This is a genomic window from Bradyrhizobium sp. Ash2021, from assembly GCF_031202265.1.
GTDB lineage: Bacteria > Pseudomonadota > Alphaproteobacteria > Rhizobiales > Xanthobacteraceae > Bradyrhizobium.
Map to the genome: position 1 here is coordinate 1,656,692 of NZ_CP100604.1, position 16,121 is coordinate 1,672,812.

Here is a 16,121-nt window from a genome sequence, read left to right on the forward strand (position 1 = left end):
ACGGCGTGCGGCGATTCGCGAATTTCCGGCTTCGTAAAAGGCAAACAAGAATCGCGGGAGATGGACTCGGCAATGATAGATGCAAAGCGGCTACTTGAAGACCTCAAGAAGCTTCGAAAGAAACTGGAAGCGGACCTGCGCAGCTATCACAGCGCTTCTGTCGGCCGCGCGTTGCTTGAAGCCGAGTGGCAGCAGGCGCGAGACACCAAGCGTACCGCCGACACGTTCGAGACCTTCTTTGGTGCCGCGCTGGACCAGGCGGCCGTGCATTGGATCTTAGCGCTCGTGTTTCTTCGTTTTCTGGAGGACAACTGCCTGCTCGACCGTCCCGTCATCGCGGGCCCGGGCGAGCGGCTGGAGATAGCGCAGCTCCGCCAGCGCGAGTGGTTCCGCACTCGGCCGGAAGACAGTGATGCCGAGTATCTCTTGGCCAATTTCGCAGAGGTCGCGAACTATCCCGGCTTAGCCGGTTTGTTCGACCCAACGCACAATCCGCTGTTCCGGCTTCCGGTCTCGGGCGACGGGGCAATCGCCCTTTTCGACTTTTTTCGGAACCGCTCAGCAGAGACCGGCGAACTCGTGCACGAGTTCACCGAACCCGACTGGAACACACGTTTCCTAGGTGATCTCTACCAGGACCTGTCCGAGGAGGCGCGCAAGCGGTACGCGCTGCTGCAGACGCCGGAATTCGTGGAAGAATGGATTCTTTCGCGCACGCTGGAGCCTGCGATCCGGGAATTCGGGTACGCGCAGGTCCGGATGATCGACCCGACCTGCGGCTCTGGACACTTTCTGCTCGGCGCCTTTGCGCGACTGCTGGAGGAATGGCAGCGACACGCGCCGGACATGCCGCCAGCAGCGCAGGCCCAACGTGCGCTCGACGCGGTAGCTGGCGTCGACCTTAATCCTTTCGCAGTCGAGATTGCCCGCTTCCGCCTGCTCGTCGCTGCGTTGAAAGCGTCAGGTGAAACGCGCCTTGCTGCTGCTCCGGATTTTCGTTTCCAACTAGCTACAGGCGACAGTCTCCTACACGGGCGGCACTTCTTCCGAAATGAGCTCGGCGGTAGGGAAGACGGCTTTAGACGCGTTCCACGTCACCACTACGCAGCCGAGGACATTGCTGAACTCCACACCATTCTAAGCAGGCAGTACCACGCAGTCGTCGGTAACCCGCCCTACATCACACCGAAGGACGCGGCCATGCGGGAGGCATACCGTGAGATCTACCACAGCTGCCATAGGACCTACGGCCTCGGTGCCCCGTTCACCGAGCGTTTCTTCGACCTAGCGCAGGAGGGGACGCGGGATAGAGCCGCGGGATTCGTGGGCCTGATCGTCGCAAATAGCTTCATGAAGCGTGAGTTTGGGAAGAAACTGATCGAAGATGTGTTGCCCAAGCTCGACTTGACGCATGTAGTGGACTGCTCCGGAGCTTATATTCCCGGTCACGGGACACCGACGGCGATACTATTCGGACGCAATTGCGCTCCCGTTGCCTCTGTGGTGAGGACGGTGCGCGGAATTCGGGGCGAGCCCGTGGCCCCTGAGCACCCGGCCCAAGGGCTGGTTTGGTCAGCCATCCTGATGCAGACCGATGCAGTGCAGAGCGAAAGCGAGTTTATCAGTACCGAGGACACACCACGTGATGTCCTGGCGCGACACCCTTGGAGCCTGGCAGGTGGCGGCGCCTCTGAAGTGCAGGCAGCCATCGAAGAGGCTGCTCACACTGTGTTGGGCGAGCAGATTACCTCAGTCGGCTTCTACCAAGACACTCATGCCGATGAAGCTTTTGTTCACCCGACTCGATTTTTTGAGCGAAATAGTTCTTCGAAGTATTCGAAGCTGCACATTCGCAGTGAAAATATAAGAGACTGGGCGGCATTACCCGACGAGCACATTCTCTTTCCATTTGATGAAGGATTTCGAAGCTGGGTTCAGGCGCCATGGGATCCTTCACTCGCCTGGTTTTGGTCTCTTCGAACGAACCTGCGCAACAGGCGAACTTTTACCGGTGAAACCTATTACGAGACGGGACGGCCTTGGTATGATTATCACCAGTTTCCGAGAGAAAGGGCGCAACACGACATCTATATAACTTTCGCTTTTTTTGGAACGCATAACCACTTCATCGTGCACAATGGCGGGGTCGTCTTTAACCGATCGGCGCCTGTCATCAATCTTCCCAGCGGCAACAGTAAAGACCAGCATATTGAGTTGGTCGGCATATTGAACTCTTCGACTGCTTGTTTCTGGCTAAAGCAAGTCTGCCACGATAAGGGAAATGGCGGAATTCGGGGTGGTATTGCAGCCGAACCTTGGGAGAAATTCCGCGAAATTACTGGGGCGATTCTGCACAAATTTCCTCTCCCCGCTGAACGTCCCCTTGATTTCGCCCGTGCCCTCGATTTCGAGGCTCAGCAACTAAAGCAACACTTACCGGCAATCTTGAGCCTGCGCGAAATTCCGACCCGTAAAGCACTAGACATTGCCCGCTCTGAGGCTGAGGTGATACACAATCGAATGATTGCGCTCCAAGAGGAGCTCGACTGGCGCTGCTACAGCCTCTACGGCTTTCTTAGCGACATGCTGGAATACCCGAATCCGCCGCCACTGCGCCTCGGCGAACGCGCGTTCGAGATCGTTATGGCCCGGCGCATGGCGGCCGGCGAATTGGAGACCGTGTGGTTCGAGCGCCACCGCTCGATGCCCATCACAGAGCTGCCCGCTCATTGGCCGGCGGATTACCGCGCAGTGGTCCAGCGCCGCATCGGTTTGATTGAGTCCGATCCCGCCATCGGTCTTATCGAGCAGCCCGAATACAAGCGCCGCTGGTCGGCGCCAACCTGGGAGGACATGGAGCGCGACGCCCTGCGCGCTTGGTTGCTCGACCGATTGGAGGAGGTCCGATTTTGGCCTGCCCACGACCCGCACGTCCTCTCCGCTCGGGCCCTGGCCGACGCCGCTCGGCCCGATCCCGACTTCCTGTCCGTCGCTGAGATTTACGTCGGCCGCGCTGGATTTGATCTTGAGGCGCTCGTAGCGGAACTAGTGACAGCTGAGTCAGTGCCGTTCCTCGCTGCGCTCCGCTACACCGACAGCGGTTTGCGGAAGCGCGCAGACTGGGAGGCGACCTGGGACAAGCAGCGGGCCGAAGACGCGATTGATGCCGAGGTGGTCGCGCACCGCGACGAGTTCGTCCGCTCCGCATGGGCCCGCATGAATCCTCGCGACGAGGGCGAGGTGGCAGAGGTCTATGCGGCTCGCATGGCTGCCGGACTCGGCGCGGAGGACGCGCAGAAGGCAGCCGACGCTCTCATTGCTGCTGAGGCGAAGCGGCGCAAGCAGACCGAAGTCGGCGACATTCCGGTGCCGCCCAAGTACAAGACCGCCGACTTCCAGTCTCAAGTTTTTTGGCGATTGCGCGGCGGTCATGACCTGCCGCAAGAGCGCTTCTTCTCCTTCCCCCACTGCGCCCGCGACGCCGACCCTAGCCTGCCCGTCCTCTGGGCCGGCCACAACCATCTCGCCCACGCCCGCGCGATCGCTGGCTGGTACGTGGAACGCCGGGAGACCGACGGTTGGCCGGCGGAGCGTCTGATGCCGCTGCTCGCCGGCCTTTTGGAACTCGTCCCTTGGCTTCGCCAGTGGCACAATGATATCGATCCGGAAACGGGGCTGCGCATGGGTGACTACTTCCTCGGCTACGTGGAAGAGCAGGCGCGCGAGCTCGGCTTAACCCTTGACGATCTTCGCGCCTGGACGCCGCCGGCTCCGGCTCGGCGTGGTCGCGGACGGAGGACTGCTGCATGAGCCCGCTGTTTCGCGACCTGATCCACATCCCCGAGCGGGTCCAGACCAACGACTTCGTACTCAAGCTGTCGGAGGGTGTCACCGAGGCGGCAGCTGCAGAGACGATCAAAAACTACGTTGTTACGCCCCAGCTCGCGCGCGCATTCAACGAGGCTTTCGGCTTCATCCGCGGCAGCATCGACAGCGGCCGCAGTGCCGCCTGCTATCTCGACGGCTCCTTCGGATCAGGCAAATCGCATTTCATGGCCGTGCTGGACCTGCTTCTTGCCGGGAACGTGAAGGCACGCGGCATTCCGGAACTTGCCGATGTCGTCAACCGGCACGAGTCGATCCTGAACGGGAAGCGCTTCCTGATGGTGCCGTATCATATGATCGGGGCGCGGGACGTCGAAACGGCTATTCTCGGTGGCTATGCCGACCTTGTCCGGCGACTTCATCCCAATGCGCCAGTGCCTGGCTTCTATCTCGGCGAAAAGCTCTTCGACGATGCGCGACACTTGCGGACGACAATTGGAGATGAGGCATTCTTCCGGAGTCTGAACGAGGGCCAGGAGAACGGCGCCGACGGCTGGGGCGACTTCGGTTCGGAATGGAGTTCCGCATCTTTTGAGTCCGCCGCAGCCGAAGCGCCCGAGGGTGAGGAGCGCCAGCGTCTCGTCGGTGACCTAATCGCCTCTTTCTTCCACAGCTATACCGATGTCGCCGCTACGCGCGGCGAGGCTTTCCTCGACATTGACCGCGGCCTCGTGGTTATGAGCCAACACGCCCAGCGGCTCGGCTACGACGCGGTCGTACTGTTCCTTGATGAGCTGATCCTTTGGCTGGCAACGCGCGCCGGAGACGTCGATTTCGTTTCCAACGAAGGTTCGAAACTGTCGAAGCTCGTCGAGGCGCAGCGGTCGGAGCGGCCAATCCCCATCATCTCCTTCGTGGCTCGCCAGCGCGATCTGCGTGAGTTGATCGGTGATCACCATGCCGGCGCGCTCGAGGTTCGATTCCTGGACACCTTGAAGCACTGGGAAGCTCGCTTCGACAAGGTGAAGCTGGAGGATCGGAATCTTCCCATGATTGTCCAGAGGCGCCTTCTGGTCCCGATCGATGAAACAGCAAAACAGCAGATCGACACCGAATTCGATCGTGTGATGCGCCAACGGCAGCAGGTACTGGACACGTTGTTGGGCTCGGATGGCGAGCGCGACCTGTTCAGGCAAGTCTACCCCTTCAGTCCGGCACTGGTACAGGCGCTGATTGCGGCGTCATCTGTCCTGCAGCGCGAGCGAACAGCCCTAAAGCTGATGCTGACCCTACTTGTAAAGAAGCGCGGAGAATTGCGGCTCGGCAACTTAATCCCAGTCGGCGACCTTTGGGACGAACTAGCGACGGGCGACCAGCCCTTCTCGGAAGGGATGCGCATCCAGTTCGACAATGCCAAAAAGCTCTGGAACCAGAAGCTGCAGCCGTTGCTGGAGCAGGAGCATCACGTCACGTGGCAGGAGCTGCAGGACGGCCAGGCCGATCCTCAGGTGAATCGTCGCTTCGACAATGACGCACGGCTCTTGAAGACGCTTCTGCTCGCGGCGCTCGTTCCCGAGGTGCCTGCACTTCGGGCGCTCACGGCACCGCGGTTGGCAGCGCTGAACCATGGGTCGGTGGTGTCGCCCGTGGCGGGGGGCGAGGGCGGTATCGTTCTGCAGAAGCTCCGGAGCTGGGCGACACGGGTCGGCGAGATCAGGGTCAGCGACGACCAAGTACCGACGGTGTCGCTTCAGATCAGCGGCGTCGACATTGAACCGATTCTCGCAAACGCTGCTCAGGCAGACAACGATGGAACGCGGCGAAGCAAGCTGCAACGAATCCTATTTGATACGCTTGGGGTTGCCACTGACAACACGCTGCTTAGCGCGCAGGCGTTTCGAGCCTACGAGCACCTATGGCGCGGGACGCGGCGCGAAGTGGACCTCTATTTTGAGGTAGTCCGGGAACTCAGCTATGACCGGCTTCGCGGACGTGGCGGGGCACCGGTGCTGGTTCTGGGGATGCCTTTCGACCCGAGGGGTCGGCCGCCCGCGGATCACTTGGCACATGCACGAAATTTCAACGACGAAAACGCATCAGGTGGCGTAGTCTGGCAGCCCTCGCACCTGAGCGACCGCGCGATGAAGGATCTCGGCACGCTGGTTCGTATCGACTTTCTTCTCGCCGGCGCCGGCGACAGGCTGGTTGAAGCCGCACGCCATCTATCCGCGAGTGATCGGGAGCAGGCGCGCGCCATTCTTCGCAGCCAGCAGAGCGCCCTCCACCAGCGTATCCGGGCCTGTTTGGAAGCGGCTTACGGAATTCGGCCCGACAATGATGGCTGTGTCGGAACGGTCGTAGAGGCTGACGAGCGGCTCGTTTCGCTGGAAGGTACCTTCCGCCCGCAGATGCCGGTGGGCGCCGACATGAAATCGGCGGCATCAGCCCTGCTCGACCGGCTTTTTGAACACCGCTACCCGGCCCACCCCGAATTTGAGGGCGAAGTTCGCGATGCAGTCCTCCGACGGGTTTTGGAGCAGGTACAGCGAGCAGCGGGAGAACCCAACCAGCGAGTTTTGATCGAGGATCATGCCGATCGCAGACACCTCGGCGCCGTCGCCGTGCCGCTGAAGATCGGCGTCATGAGTCAAACCCATCTGCAACTCTCCACACATTGGGCTGAGCATTTCGCTCGGCAACATTCGCGTGCGGGCGGTGGCCCGTTCACAGTCGGTAGACTTCGGGAATGGATGAACGAGCCCCGGCCAATGGGGCTCGAGCCGAAGGTGCAGAACCTCGTGATCCTCGCTTTCGCTGCTCAGGCTGACCGGAGCCTGGCGCGAAACGGAGCTCCGGCGCAGACGTCACTCGACCGTATCGACGACTCTGTTGAATTGCGCGAGGAGCCACTTCCCGACGAAGCCACATGGTCGAAAGCGCGCGAACGAGCGTCAGCACTGTTCGGGCTGGTCGCCGGCGAAGTGCGCAAGGGAGCGACCATGGCAAGACTGGCCGCCGACGTGAAGGAGAGAGCGGGCGAGAAGCGTGGACAGCTCGCGGACTTGCTACGAGATCTTCGGCCGCGGGCAGACTCTCTCGACATTCCTGCGACGTCGTCTCGGTTGACGACGATCCGTTCTTCCCAGGCGCTCGTGAGTGACGTCGTGAGCGCCGCCACTCCCCTCAAGACCGTCGAAATGCTCGCGACCGCAACATTGGAAACAAGCGAGGCCGCGGTGTCGCGGCTTCTCGCCGCCGTCGGCGATCTGCGCGGCGCCGTCTCGACCGCGTCATGGCACATTATCGAAACCGCGATTGGTTTGGCTGATCATCGCCGGGTTGCAGCGGAGGGACTGCGCGAGAAGCTCGCCGAGGCTCTGGAGGCAGACGAACATGTAGTAGACTTGAGGGTCGTGCTTCGCGACATACAAGAGCGTGCAACGCGCCTTCTCGCGGATTCGGGCCGACGGGAAGTTTCGCCAACGCCAACCCCATCATCTACGCCGATGCCCACGTCTCCCCCGCCACCAGCTCAAGGCGAAGAAGTCGTAACCGAACAGCAGACAACGGTGTTCGGCGCCGTGGAAGCCATGGCAGCGCTGGATGTGTTGCGAGAACGCTTAGCCGCTGAGCCTGCGAGCAAACTGGCGATCGCCTGGCGGCTGACACGTCCCCGACAAGGAGGGCAAGGTTGAGTCATCTCCTGGCTCCGAACGTCACTGAGATCGAGCGCGCCATCGACAATCTCCTGCAAAGGGACGCCGGGGCGCGAATTCTCGCTATGCGGTCACCTGTCCGACTCCTGTGGCCTGAGATCGTGGAGCGAGGCGGACGACGATTCCGAATTGCGTGGTGTCCGTCCGAACTTGAGTTGCGGGACCGACTGGACGCGACTGAGGGTGCTGACAACGACGGGGTGGTCGTCGTAACGCCACTCGATACGGCGACATTAGCCGATGATGTCATGGCCCGATTTCCGCGTGCCCGCCTTGAGCAGTCCGACCGATGGTCCGCGCTCCGCGGCGCCTTCCGGGCCCGAGACGTTGACCCGAGGCTGCGTCTGCATCGGTGGCTTGCCGACTTGCTTCTCGATCGGCCTCCAATCGGCGGCTATCCACCAGTGGCCGGTGGTGTGCTCGATCTCGAAAGCGCGTGGCAAGCGGCGCTTAAAAGCGTGCTCGGTCTACCCGATGGCCGGGCGGACGCCGCCGCGCTGCTGGACTGGAGCCTGGACCCGGCTGCTCTCGACCGCTTTGCGCGCCTGCCGGACGAAGCCCGTAATGCGGTCGCGACGCGTATTGCCGCAGAGGGTGGCGCCGCCGCGGGGCTGGTGTTCTCGGCAGCCGCCGCCGGTCACGGTGCAGATGCGCTTGCGGTCGCGCTGGCTTGCGGCGTCGTGTTCGGTGAGCGTGAACCACGGCAAGCGCTGCGCGACGCAGCCGTGCGGCTTGAGCCTCTGTTCGGCGGCGTGCGGATAGACCCTAACGCAGCACGCGGTTTAGCCGAGGCAGGCCGTCGGGTGCTGGACCGCATGGCTCGGGACGCGGACGCCGCCGTTGTCGCAGTCGAAGGCCGCACCGCAACAATCTTGGCAGAAATTCGTGCGGATACCGACGCTGCGCTGAGTCCGGCGCTCCAGCTGGGCCTGGATGGACGGATACAGGAGGCGGCTGCAGCAATCAATAAGGCCTGCGAAACGGGGCGCATCGACGATGCGGCGGCGGCGTGGGACCTTGCGCGTCGTGCGAGCGCTCACGATCGAGCCCGAGAGAACCGTAGCCGCATTGACCGGCTGGTGATGGCGGCCCGCTTAGTCAGATGGCTCGCGGGTCGGCCAGCAAGCGCTTGGCGCAACGTGTCGGAAGCCGCCGCGGCTTATGCGGGCGACGGAGGGTTTGTTGACCGAGCGCGTCACGCGATCCGCTCCGGCGACAGGCTTCCTGATGTCGCTGCGGCCTATGCCCGGCTCGCCGAGACCATAATGGCGAGGCGGGAGGAACAGAATCGTATCTTCGCGACGATGCTTCGAGAGTGGAATGCTGCCGGCGCTCAGGGCGAAGTGCCCTTGCCCATCGAGCGCGTGCTCACCACGGTGGTTGCGCCCCTGGCTAGTGACGCTCCGGTTCTATTGCTGGTCTTGGATGGATTGAGTTTCGCTGTTTGGCGCGGGCTTGCCGAGACGATAGGGTTCGGCTGGTCGGAATTGGTGCAGACGTCACGACGCGGCACACTTGTCGCCGTAGCTGCCCTGCCGTCGGTAACCGCGGTGTCGCGGGCAAGCCTGCTGTGCGGGATGCTAACGACCGGCAATCAGGCCGCAGAGCGGGCCGGATTCGCATCCAATGCATCACTTGTTGGCGTATCTCAAGCGGGGCGGCCGCCCCGGCTTTTCCACAAAGCAGATATCGGCGCTGGCCCGGAGCTAGGTGACGACCTCAGGATGGCCGTTGCTGACCCGCAACAACGCGTCGTCGGTGTCGTCCACAACGCCGTAGACGCTCAGCTCTCCGGAAGCGATCAATTGGACTTGACATGGACCGCGGAAGGGCTCCGGCAGGTGAATGCGCTTCTTCACGCAGCCCGCGTCGCCGGACGTGTGGTTATCGTGACGGGCGACCACGGCCACGTGCTGGATGAGGGAACGATGCAATTCGACGGCGGCTCTGGCGATCGTTGGCGCTCGGCCGGCACGCCGCCGCGAGAAAACGAAATCGAATTGTCAGGTGGCCGAGTCCGCTCACCCGACGGCGGCCAATCGATCGTCGCTCCCTGGAGCGAGCGGGTCCGCTTCGCAGCAAAGCGGAGTGGCTATCACGGCGGCGTAAGCCCGCAGGAGGTGCTCGTTCCAGTCGCCGTGCTTTCACCGGGCAACATACCCACTGGCTGGACGGAAGCTCCACCGGCGGAACCGTCGTGGTGGCGTGGAGAGGATGTGGCTCATTTGATGTCATCGACCTCCGAGGTGCTACCTCCGCCGCCGAGTCGTCGGCCGCGAGAGTCCCGCCAAGAGGATTTGTTCACTGAGGGCAGCCGGTCGAGCGCCATTCAGGGAACGCCGGTCCAAGTTACACCGACGTTGGCCTGGCTTGATGCCCTGTTTGCCTCGGAGACTTATGCGGCACAGCGTCGCCTCGCAGGCCGCGCTGCGCCGGCCGACGATATGGTTCATCGGCTTCTGACCAGTCTTGCGCTGCGAGGCGGGCGCATCACGCGTGCTGGCTTGTCCCAAGCAGTGGAAATGCCGATCTTCCGTCTCAGCGGACTCGTTAGCGCGGCGCGGCGTGTCCTGAATGTCGACCAGGCTCAAGTCCTAAAGGACGATGGCGAGGACATCGTCTTCGACGAGGCGCTCCTGAAAACGCAGTTTATGCTCGGAGGTGATCTGTGATTGGTGCGCAGAGGCGGGCGGCGATTCTGGACGCGTTGCGCCGTGGGACGGTGCCGCACGAGGGTCTTGCGGCCTTTGCCGTTGGCATGGAGCGCTTCGAAGCCGCTGTCGACGCTGACCTCGCCGCCGTCGCCGGCGGGCGGGGAACCTTTAAGGCCGTGCGCGGCGAATATGGGTCGGGCAAGACGTTCATGGCGCGCTGGCTGCAGGAGCGTGCGCGCGCTGCGGGCTTTGCGACCGCGGAGGTTCAGGTAAACGAGACCGAAACTCCGCTGCACAGGTGGGAGACCGTCTACCGCCGCCTTGTCGAGCGCCTCGCTACGTCCGACACGTCGGAAGGAGCTCTGCGTCCGACTGTTGATGCTTGGTTCTACACCCTTGAGGAGGACGTCCTTGCTGAGGGCCGCGTCGATCGCAAGGACGCCGAAGGGCTGGCGGGGGCCACCGAGGTCTTGATGGAGCGCCGCCTCGCTGCCATAGCACGGACAGCGCCTGCTTTCTCGGCGGTCCTCCGCGCCTACCGCCGCGCAATGTTTGCAGACGATTCTGCGCTCTCGGAGGGGCTCATCGCTTGGCTTGGTGGTCAACCCAACGTCGCGGCCGCGGTAAAGCGCGCAGCAGGTGTCAAGGGCGACCTCGACGCATTCGGAGCGATGCATTTCCTTGCCGGCTTGCTGACTATCCTTCGCGACAGCGGGAGGGCCGGTCTTGTCCTCGTCCTTGACGAGGCCGAGACGCTGCAGCGTATGCGGGCCGACACACGCGAGAAAGGCCTTAATGCGCTCCGTCAGCTCCTCGACGAACTCGACGGCGGTCACTATTCAGGGCTGTACCTCGTTGTGACAGGTACCACCGCCTTCTTCGAAGGTCCCCAGGGCGTGCAGCGCCTTCCACCGCTTGCACAAAGGCTCCATACGGACTTTGCCACCGAAGCTCGCTTCGACAACCCGCGGGCCGTCCAGGTTCGCCTGCCTGGCTTCGATCTTGATGCTCTCGCCACAGTCGGTCGTCGCGTCCGTGATTTATTTGCTGAGCAGGCACGAGACTCGGACAGGATCAATGCAACTGTCAACGACCAGTACCTCGTCGATTTGGCGCACGGCGTCGCCGGACAGCTCGGTGGCCGCGCCGGTGTCGCGCCGCGCCTCTATCTTCGCAAGTTGGTTGCCGAAGTACTTGATCGCGTCGATCAGTTCGTGGATTTTGATCCCCGTCGGCATTACGCACCTACTCTCGACGAGCGAGAGATGACAAGCGCCGAGCGCGCCGCCGCAGGAGCCGCCGACATCGACGACGTTGAGCTCTAGTTGTGACAGAGGCCTTCGACGACCTACACCCCGCGTTGCGCTATCACATCGTCAGCACACTTGGGTGGACGAACTTACGGCCAACCCAGGCCGAGGCGGTCACGCCCGTGATGGCTGGTGACAACGTGCTCCTTCTTGCTCCAACAGCGGGGGGTAAAACCGAAGCCGCAGTTTTTCCACTACTCTCGCGCATCGCCGCGCAAGAATGGCGCGGCCTTTCGGTGCTCTACATCTGTCCCCTCAAGGCGCTCCTGAACAACATCGCGCCGCGGCTCGAACGTTACGCGAGCTTCCTCGGGATGCGCGTCGGTCTTTGGCACGGTGATGTCGGGGAGCCCGCGCGCCGGCGCATGCTTCACGACCCACCCCAGATCCTCCTCACCACGCCAGAGTCGATCGAGGCCATGATGATCTCGGTGCGGATCGAGCATGCGCCTTTCCTTCAAGGTCTCCGTGCTGTGGTAGTCGATGAGCTCCACGCTTTCGCCGGCGATGACCGCGGTTGGCATTTGATGTTCCTGCTCGCGCGGCTCGAGTGCTTGACAGGGCGTCGTCTGCAGCGGATCGGACTGACGGCCACCGTGGGGAACCCCAAGGATCTCTTGAATTGGTTTTCGATGCAACGCGAGGGCCACCTTGTAGGTCAATCAAGCCCGACCACCGACGGCGATGTAACTGCCGACTATGTCGGCTCACTCAGCAATGCGGTTACCGTCATTGCGCGTCTACATCGTGGCGAGCGCCGCCTCGTCTTTGCGGAGAGCCGGGCACGCGTCGAAGAAATCGCGGCAGGCCTCCGGTCGGCCGGAGTGAGAACATTTGTTTCGCATGCCTCGCTATCGCTCGACGAACGGCGTCAAGCCGAGAGCGCCTTCGCCGAGGAGCCGGACTGTGTCATTGTGGCGACCTCGACTCTCGAGCTTGGCCTCGATGTCGGCGATCTGGACCGTGTAATACAAGTTGGGGCACCGCGGGGCGTCGCATCGTTCCTGCAACGCATGGGTCGGACTGGTCGCAGAAGTGGCGCAAAGAGGAACTGTCTCTTTCTTGCGACCGACGATGAGGAGCTGCTCGTCTCACTTGCCTTGACCACCATGTGGCGAGAGGGGAAAGTTGATCCGGTCGTGCCGCCCGCGCATCCAGCTCACCTGTTCGCGCAGCAGATCATGGCCCTCACGCTTCAGCTTCACGGTATTCCGCGCCTGGACATCGTTGGCTGGCTCGGGGATGCCGTTCACGCCGTTCCGGCGGCTGACCGTACTGCTATCGTGGCGCATATGCTCGAAAGTGGAATCCTGGCGGAGGATGCAGGGATCCTTGGACTCGGAGTCAAAGGAGAAAAGGAATTCGGAAGACGGCATTTTAGTGATCTGGTTGCCGTATTCAGCGAACCTCTACTGCTCCTGGTTCGGCATGGATTGGCGGACCTTGGCACAGTGCATCCCGCCAGCCTCGTTCGGACCACCACCGGCGAGCCGACTGTCCTGTCGCTGGCGGGCAGGAGCTGGAAGGTCACCAATGTTGATTGGCGAGCCCGTGTGGTAACGGTCGCATCCTATGAAAGCGGTGGCCGTTCACGCTGGCTTGGCTCGAGCCGGGTCATGTCCGAGGCTATTTGTAGAACGATGGAACGCATTGTGGCGGGTGCTAAACCCACTTGCCGTCTATCGCGGCGCGCAGAAGCGGCACTGGCTCAAATCCGGAACCGTCTTCACTTTGTTGACGCGGAAACTCTTCCGATCGTGACATCTGGCAACAGTCGCATCCTGATCTGGACGTTTGCCGGCGGCGCAGCGACGGCATCGATCGCGGCAGGTCTCACCGCACAAGGTCTGGCTGTCAGCAGTTTCGACGATCTCAGCATAACCCTCCGGAGCAATGATCTGACTGGCGTTGCGAAGGTTTTGCGCAGCATCGATACTGACTCAGTTCATCCAAGACTGCCGGACGACCTCGGGGCAGCGCTCAAGTTTGGGCTTTGTCTTCCGGCCAAAATCATCGAGAACGTTCTGAAGGTTAGGTTGTCTGACCCGTCGGCAGTTGCGGCAACGTGTCGTAAGGAACTAAGGCTGATCTCTGTGGATGAATAGGTGAAAATGGAGGCGCACATAGGCTTGTCTGGGGAGAGATGCCTCTCTAGCAGAAACTGTTCCGCTCAAATCGCAGAGGGTGTCGAGACCGTCGAGCGTACGTAACGTGATGCGAACGACCGACCGACGACTCGGTAGCCTCGACAAGCAGGGTGATGAATAGTGCCGCCTAAGGAGTATGCAAAACGGGTCCCAGTCGAGCCAATAGATGCCGCGAATGAAGTGGGGCTCAGATCGCGCAGCGCACCGAGACCATAAATCCGGATGCACGCGGCTTCCTAGCGACGTGAGCATTGACCAGCGTCGGCGACGTGCCGTGCATGCTCAGCGCATGATCGCCCGACCGGAATCGAAGCGAGGCGTTCATGTTCACCAGGCTTCTGAAGAGCGTGCTGAATCCGGTACCCCGCTTTGCCGCCTTACCGAACCGCGATTCGCCGTCGGTCAGGGCGCATTGCAAAGCGTCGCCCTCGTCGGTCAGATAGGCGTACTCCGCGTTCGATCGAAGACTGGCGAGCACTCCGATGCCGTCGTCGGCGACCGCGAATTCGAAGGATCCGGTCCGACTGCCGAAGACGACGAAGCCGGTCCCAGCGGCCTCGGAGTGCTCCAAGACGTTGTCTACGATCTCTCCCATGGCGCCCATCAGACGGCTGACGGCTTGCGGAGGAAAACCTGCCGTGAGCGCCGCCTTGTGCGCTTCCAGCTTAAAGGAGGTCCACCGTTTCGGTGCCGTCTGCACCACAGCGCATCCGAGGAACCCAGTGCCGCTTCCGTGCGTCGACGCCCATCCGTCAGCGTTGCCTGCGATCGCGCGCAGGATCGCCTCGCTCCCGTTCAAGCGCAGCCACGGCGCCGAGCCTGGTGGAGGCAGGAGGCCCGTGCGAGCCAACTGAAACATTTCGATCAGCGGACCAAGGTCGGTCGCGGAGTATTCAGGCGTATCGGCGAGACGTCCGCGGGACGCCGCGAAGGCGATCCCATCGAGCGCGGCGTACGTCAGGCTTGCGACCTCAGGCAACTGCGGCCGCCGGCGCGGAGGAGAGATCGCGGCGCATCACCTTGGCGATGGCATCACGGCAGATCTCCCAATTGGTTTCGAACAGGTCATCCAACTGCTGCTTTGCCGCGGTGGGGTAGGGCCACCAACTCACCGTGTCAGCCCGGATCGCGTGAAACCTCATCATGGTCTTGAGGAACGCCGTGGTTTCCAGGAACGTGACGCCGGCGAACGCTGCGCACAATTCCGGCAGCAGCTCGCTGCCGCCGCGGACGAGAAGGTGCAGCGGCCGTCCCACCGTTTTTGCCACTCCGCACAGCCAAGCCGCATGGTGCCTGCGACGGGTGGGGCGCCCCGTCCCCGTCGTGAATTCGAAACTGACGTGTGTGACCTCCGGGTGCGCGATGATGAACTCCGCCCACCGCTCGAAATCCCATTCGGTCCGCCCATTGACGTGCAGCGCGGCCGGCATTCCGGCCTGCAGGAATTCACCGTGCGCCAGCGCGATGCGCTTCATCGCGTGCAAGTCGTCCCAGCGCGGCCGGTCCACGAACAGGCTGTAGTTCGGCGTGGTCGCCAACACCGCACCGCAATCCCGGGCGGCCTGAATGATCACCGTCCGCCGGGCCTGTCCGAGCTCCCACCATCTTTCCAAAGGCCGATCGCGTTGGATTGCGGTGAGCAGAAGCGGCGTATCGGCCGAGATCTTGAATTTTTCGCTGAGCTCGGCCCGCGTGCGGTATTTCGGCAAGCCTTCCTTGCGATCGAACATGCCGTAGAGCGAGACGCTCGCCAGAGCCGGCGAAAAGTGTCGGTTGCGCTTCGAGCCATGGAAGATTTCCGGAACGACGAGAGGCAGAACCGGAGCCTGCAGAAGCGGCGCCTGCGGCAGCTTCAATTCGAAGCCGCCGATCTCCTGCACGCGAAAGGCATAGTCGGGATTGTTCCGGCAGACGCGGTCGCATTTGCCCGGATCGTTGCAACAGAAGTTGAGGCAGCTCCAAACGTCGGCCTCGATAGCCAGGCCGCCGCACAGTTTCCTTTCGGCACATCCTGTGCATCCGAGGGACGGCTGATGGAGTAAGCTATCGTGCCTGAGCTTGCGCTCGGCGATGTGCATTCCTGTATTCTTGCGCACGCCTACTGCGGCCGGGCGATGCATACGGAGATCTCCACGACACCGGCCATCTCATGGACTTCGTCTACGATGCCTTGCGCAACGCCGCAGTTCGCCTCGATCGCCTCGACCACCGCGACGGGAGCGTCCTCGCTGAGAGCGAGCTCGGTGTGCCCGCGCGACACCAAGAGCCCGCTACCGACCTTGTCGATCGTGATCTTCTCGCCCTTCTTCACCGGGGCAAATCCCAACAGGGTGGCTTCGAACGCCCGCGATTTCGTCGTCGGCAGACGCGTGAAAAGATCCTGGGTGACGAGGTCGAGGCGCCCCTTGTCCCAGCACTTCTCGAATTGCGGAGCCGCCTTTTCCAGGAAATCCGCTCCCATAACTTAAA

8 protein-coding genes are annotated in these 16,121 nt (G+C 62.3%); 5 read left to right on the plus strand and 3 right to left on the minus strand.

Features of this window, described 5'->3' with window-relative positions; all coding sequences use genetic code 11:
* Nucleotides 1-72 precede the first annotated feature (72 nt).
* The 5 genes from pglX (at nt 73) to NL528_RS07960 (ending at nt 13,610) form a co-directional block, all read left to right on the plus strand.
* Complete coding sequence (gene pglX / locus NL528_RS07940; RefSeq protein WP_309182152.1) at nt 73-3,810, plus strand: BREX-2 system adenine-specific DNA-methyltransferase PglX; 3,738 nt, start codon at nt 73-75, stop codon at nt 3,808-3,810.
* Nucleotides 3,807-7,520: a hypothetical protein gene (locus NL528_RS07945; RefSeq protein ID WP_309182153.1), complete on the plus strand. Its 3,714-nt coding sequence runs from the start codon at nt 3,807-3,809 to the stop codon at nt 7,518-7,520. Before pglX ends, NL528_RS07945 begins: the two co-directional genes overlap by 4 nt.
* An 86-nt stretch (nt 7,521-7,606) precedes the next feature.
* The gene (gene pglZ / locus NL528_RS07950; protein ID WP_309184826.1) at nt 7,607-10,213 is read left to right on the plus strand and encodes a BREX-2 system phosphatase PglZ; all 2,607 of its coding nucleotides are present in this window, start codon (nt 7,607-7,609) and stop codon (nt 10,211-10,213) included.
* On the plus strand, nt 10,210-11,520 hold the full coding sequence (gene brxD / locus NL528_RS07955) for a BREX system ATP-binding protein BrxD (RefSeq protein WP_309182154.1): 1,311 nt from the start codon (nt 10,210-10,212) through the stop codon (nt 11,518-11,520). Before pglZ ends, brxD begins: the two co-directional genes overlap by 4 nt.
* Nucleotides 11,521-11,522: 2 nt before the next feature.
* Nucleotides 11,523-13,610 (plus strand): DEAD/DEAH box helicase, encoded by a 2,088-nt coding sequence (locus NL528_RS07960; protein ID WP_309182155.1) that lies wholly within the window; start codon nt 11,523-11,525, stop codon nt 13,608-13,610.
* Between the two features lie 229 nt (nt 13,611-13,839).
* On the opposite strand, the gene NL528_RS07965 is transcribed toward NL528_RS07960, so the two are convergent.
* From NL528_RS07965 to NL528_RS07975, 3 genes are read right to left on the minus strand one after another with little or no spacing between them, the layout of a single operon-like run.
* Nucleotides 13,840-14,631, minus strand: coding sequence for an ATP-binding protein (locus NL528_RS07965; protein ID WP_309182156.1), 792 nt, complete (start codon nt 14,629-14,631; stop codon nt 13,840-13,842).
* Nucleotides 14,624-15,772: a DUF4417 domain-containing protein gene (locus NL528_RS07970; RefSeq protein ID WP_309182157.1), complete on the minus strand. Its 1,149-nt coding sequence runs from the start codon at nt 15,770-15,772 to the stop codon at nt 14,624-14,626. Before NL528_RS07970 ends, NL528_RS07965 begins: the two co-directional genes overlap by 8 nt.
* Nucleotides 15,751-16,113, minus strand: coding sequence for a hypothetical protein (locus NL528_RS07975; RefSeq protein WP_309182159.1), 363 nt, complete (start codon nt 16,111-16,113; stop codon nt 15,751-15,753). The genes NL528_RS07970 and NL528_RS07975 overlap by 22 nt, the downstream gene beginning before the upstream one ends.
* Between the last annotated feature and the right edge of the window lie 8 nt (nt 16,114-16,121).

What these genes read in the sequence shown, in the direction of transcription:
- NL528_RS07970 (WP_309182157.1), bottom strand. Translation starts at nt 15,772, where the DNA reads ATGCATCGCCCGGCCGCAGTAGGCGTGCGCAAGAATACAGGAATGCAC.
- NL528_RS07975 (WP_309182159.1), bottom strand. Translation starts at nt 16,113, where the DNA reads ATGGGAGCGGATTTCCTGGAAAAGGCGGCTCCGCAATTCGAGAAGTGC.
- pglX (WP_309182152.1), top strand. Translation starts at nt 73, where the DNA reads ATGATAGATGCAAAGCGGCTACTTGAAGACCTCAAGAAGCTTCGAAAG.
- pglZ (WP_309184826.1), top strand. Translation starts at nt 7,607, where the DNA reads ATGCGGTCACCTGTCCGACTCCTGTGGCCTGAGATCGTGGAGCGAGGC.
- NL528_RS07945 (WP_309182153.1), top strand. Translation starts at nt 3,807, where the DNA reads ATGAGCCCGCTGTTTCGCGACCTGATCCACATCCCCGAGCGGGTCCAG.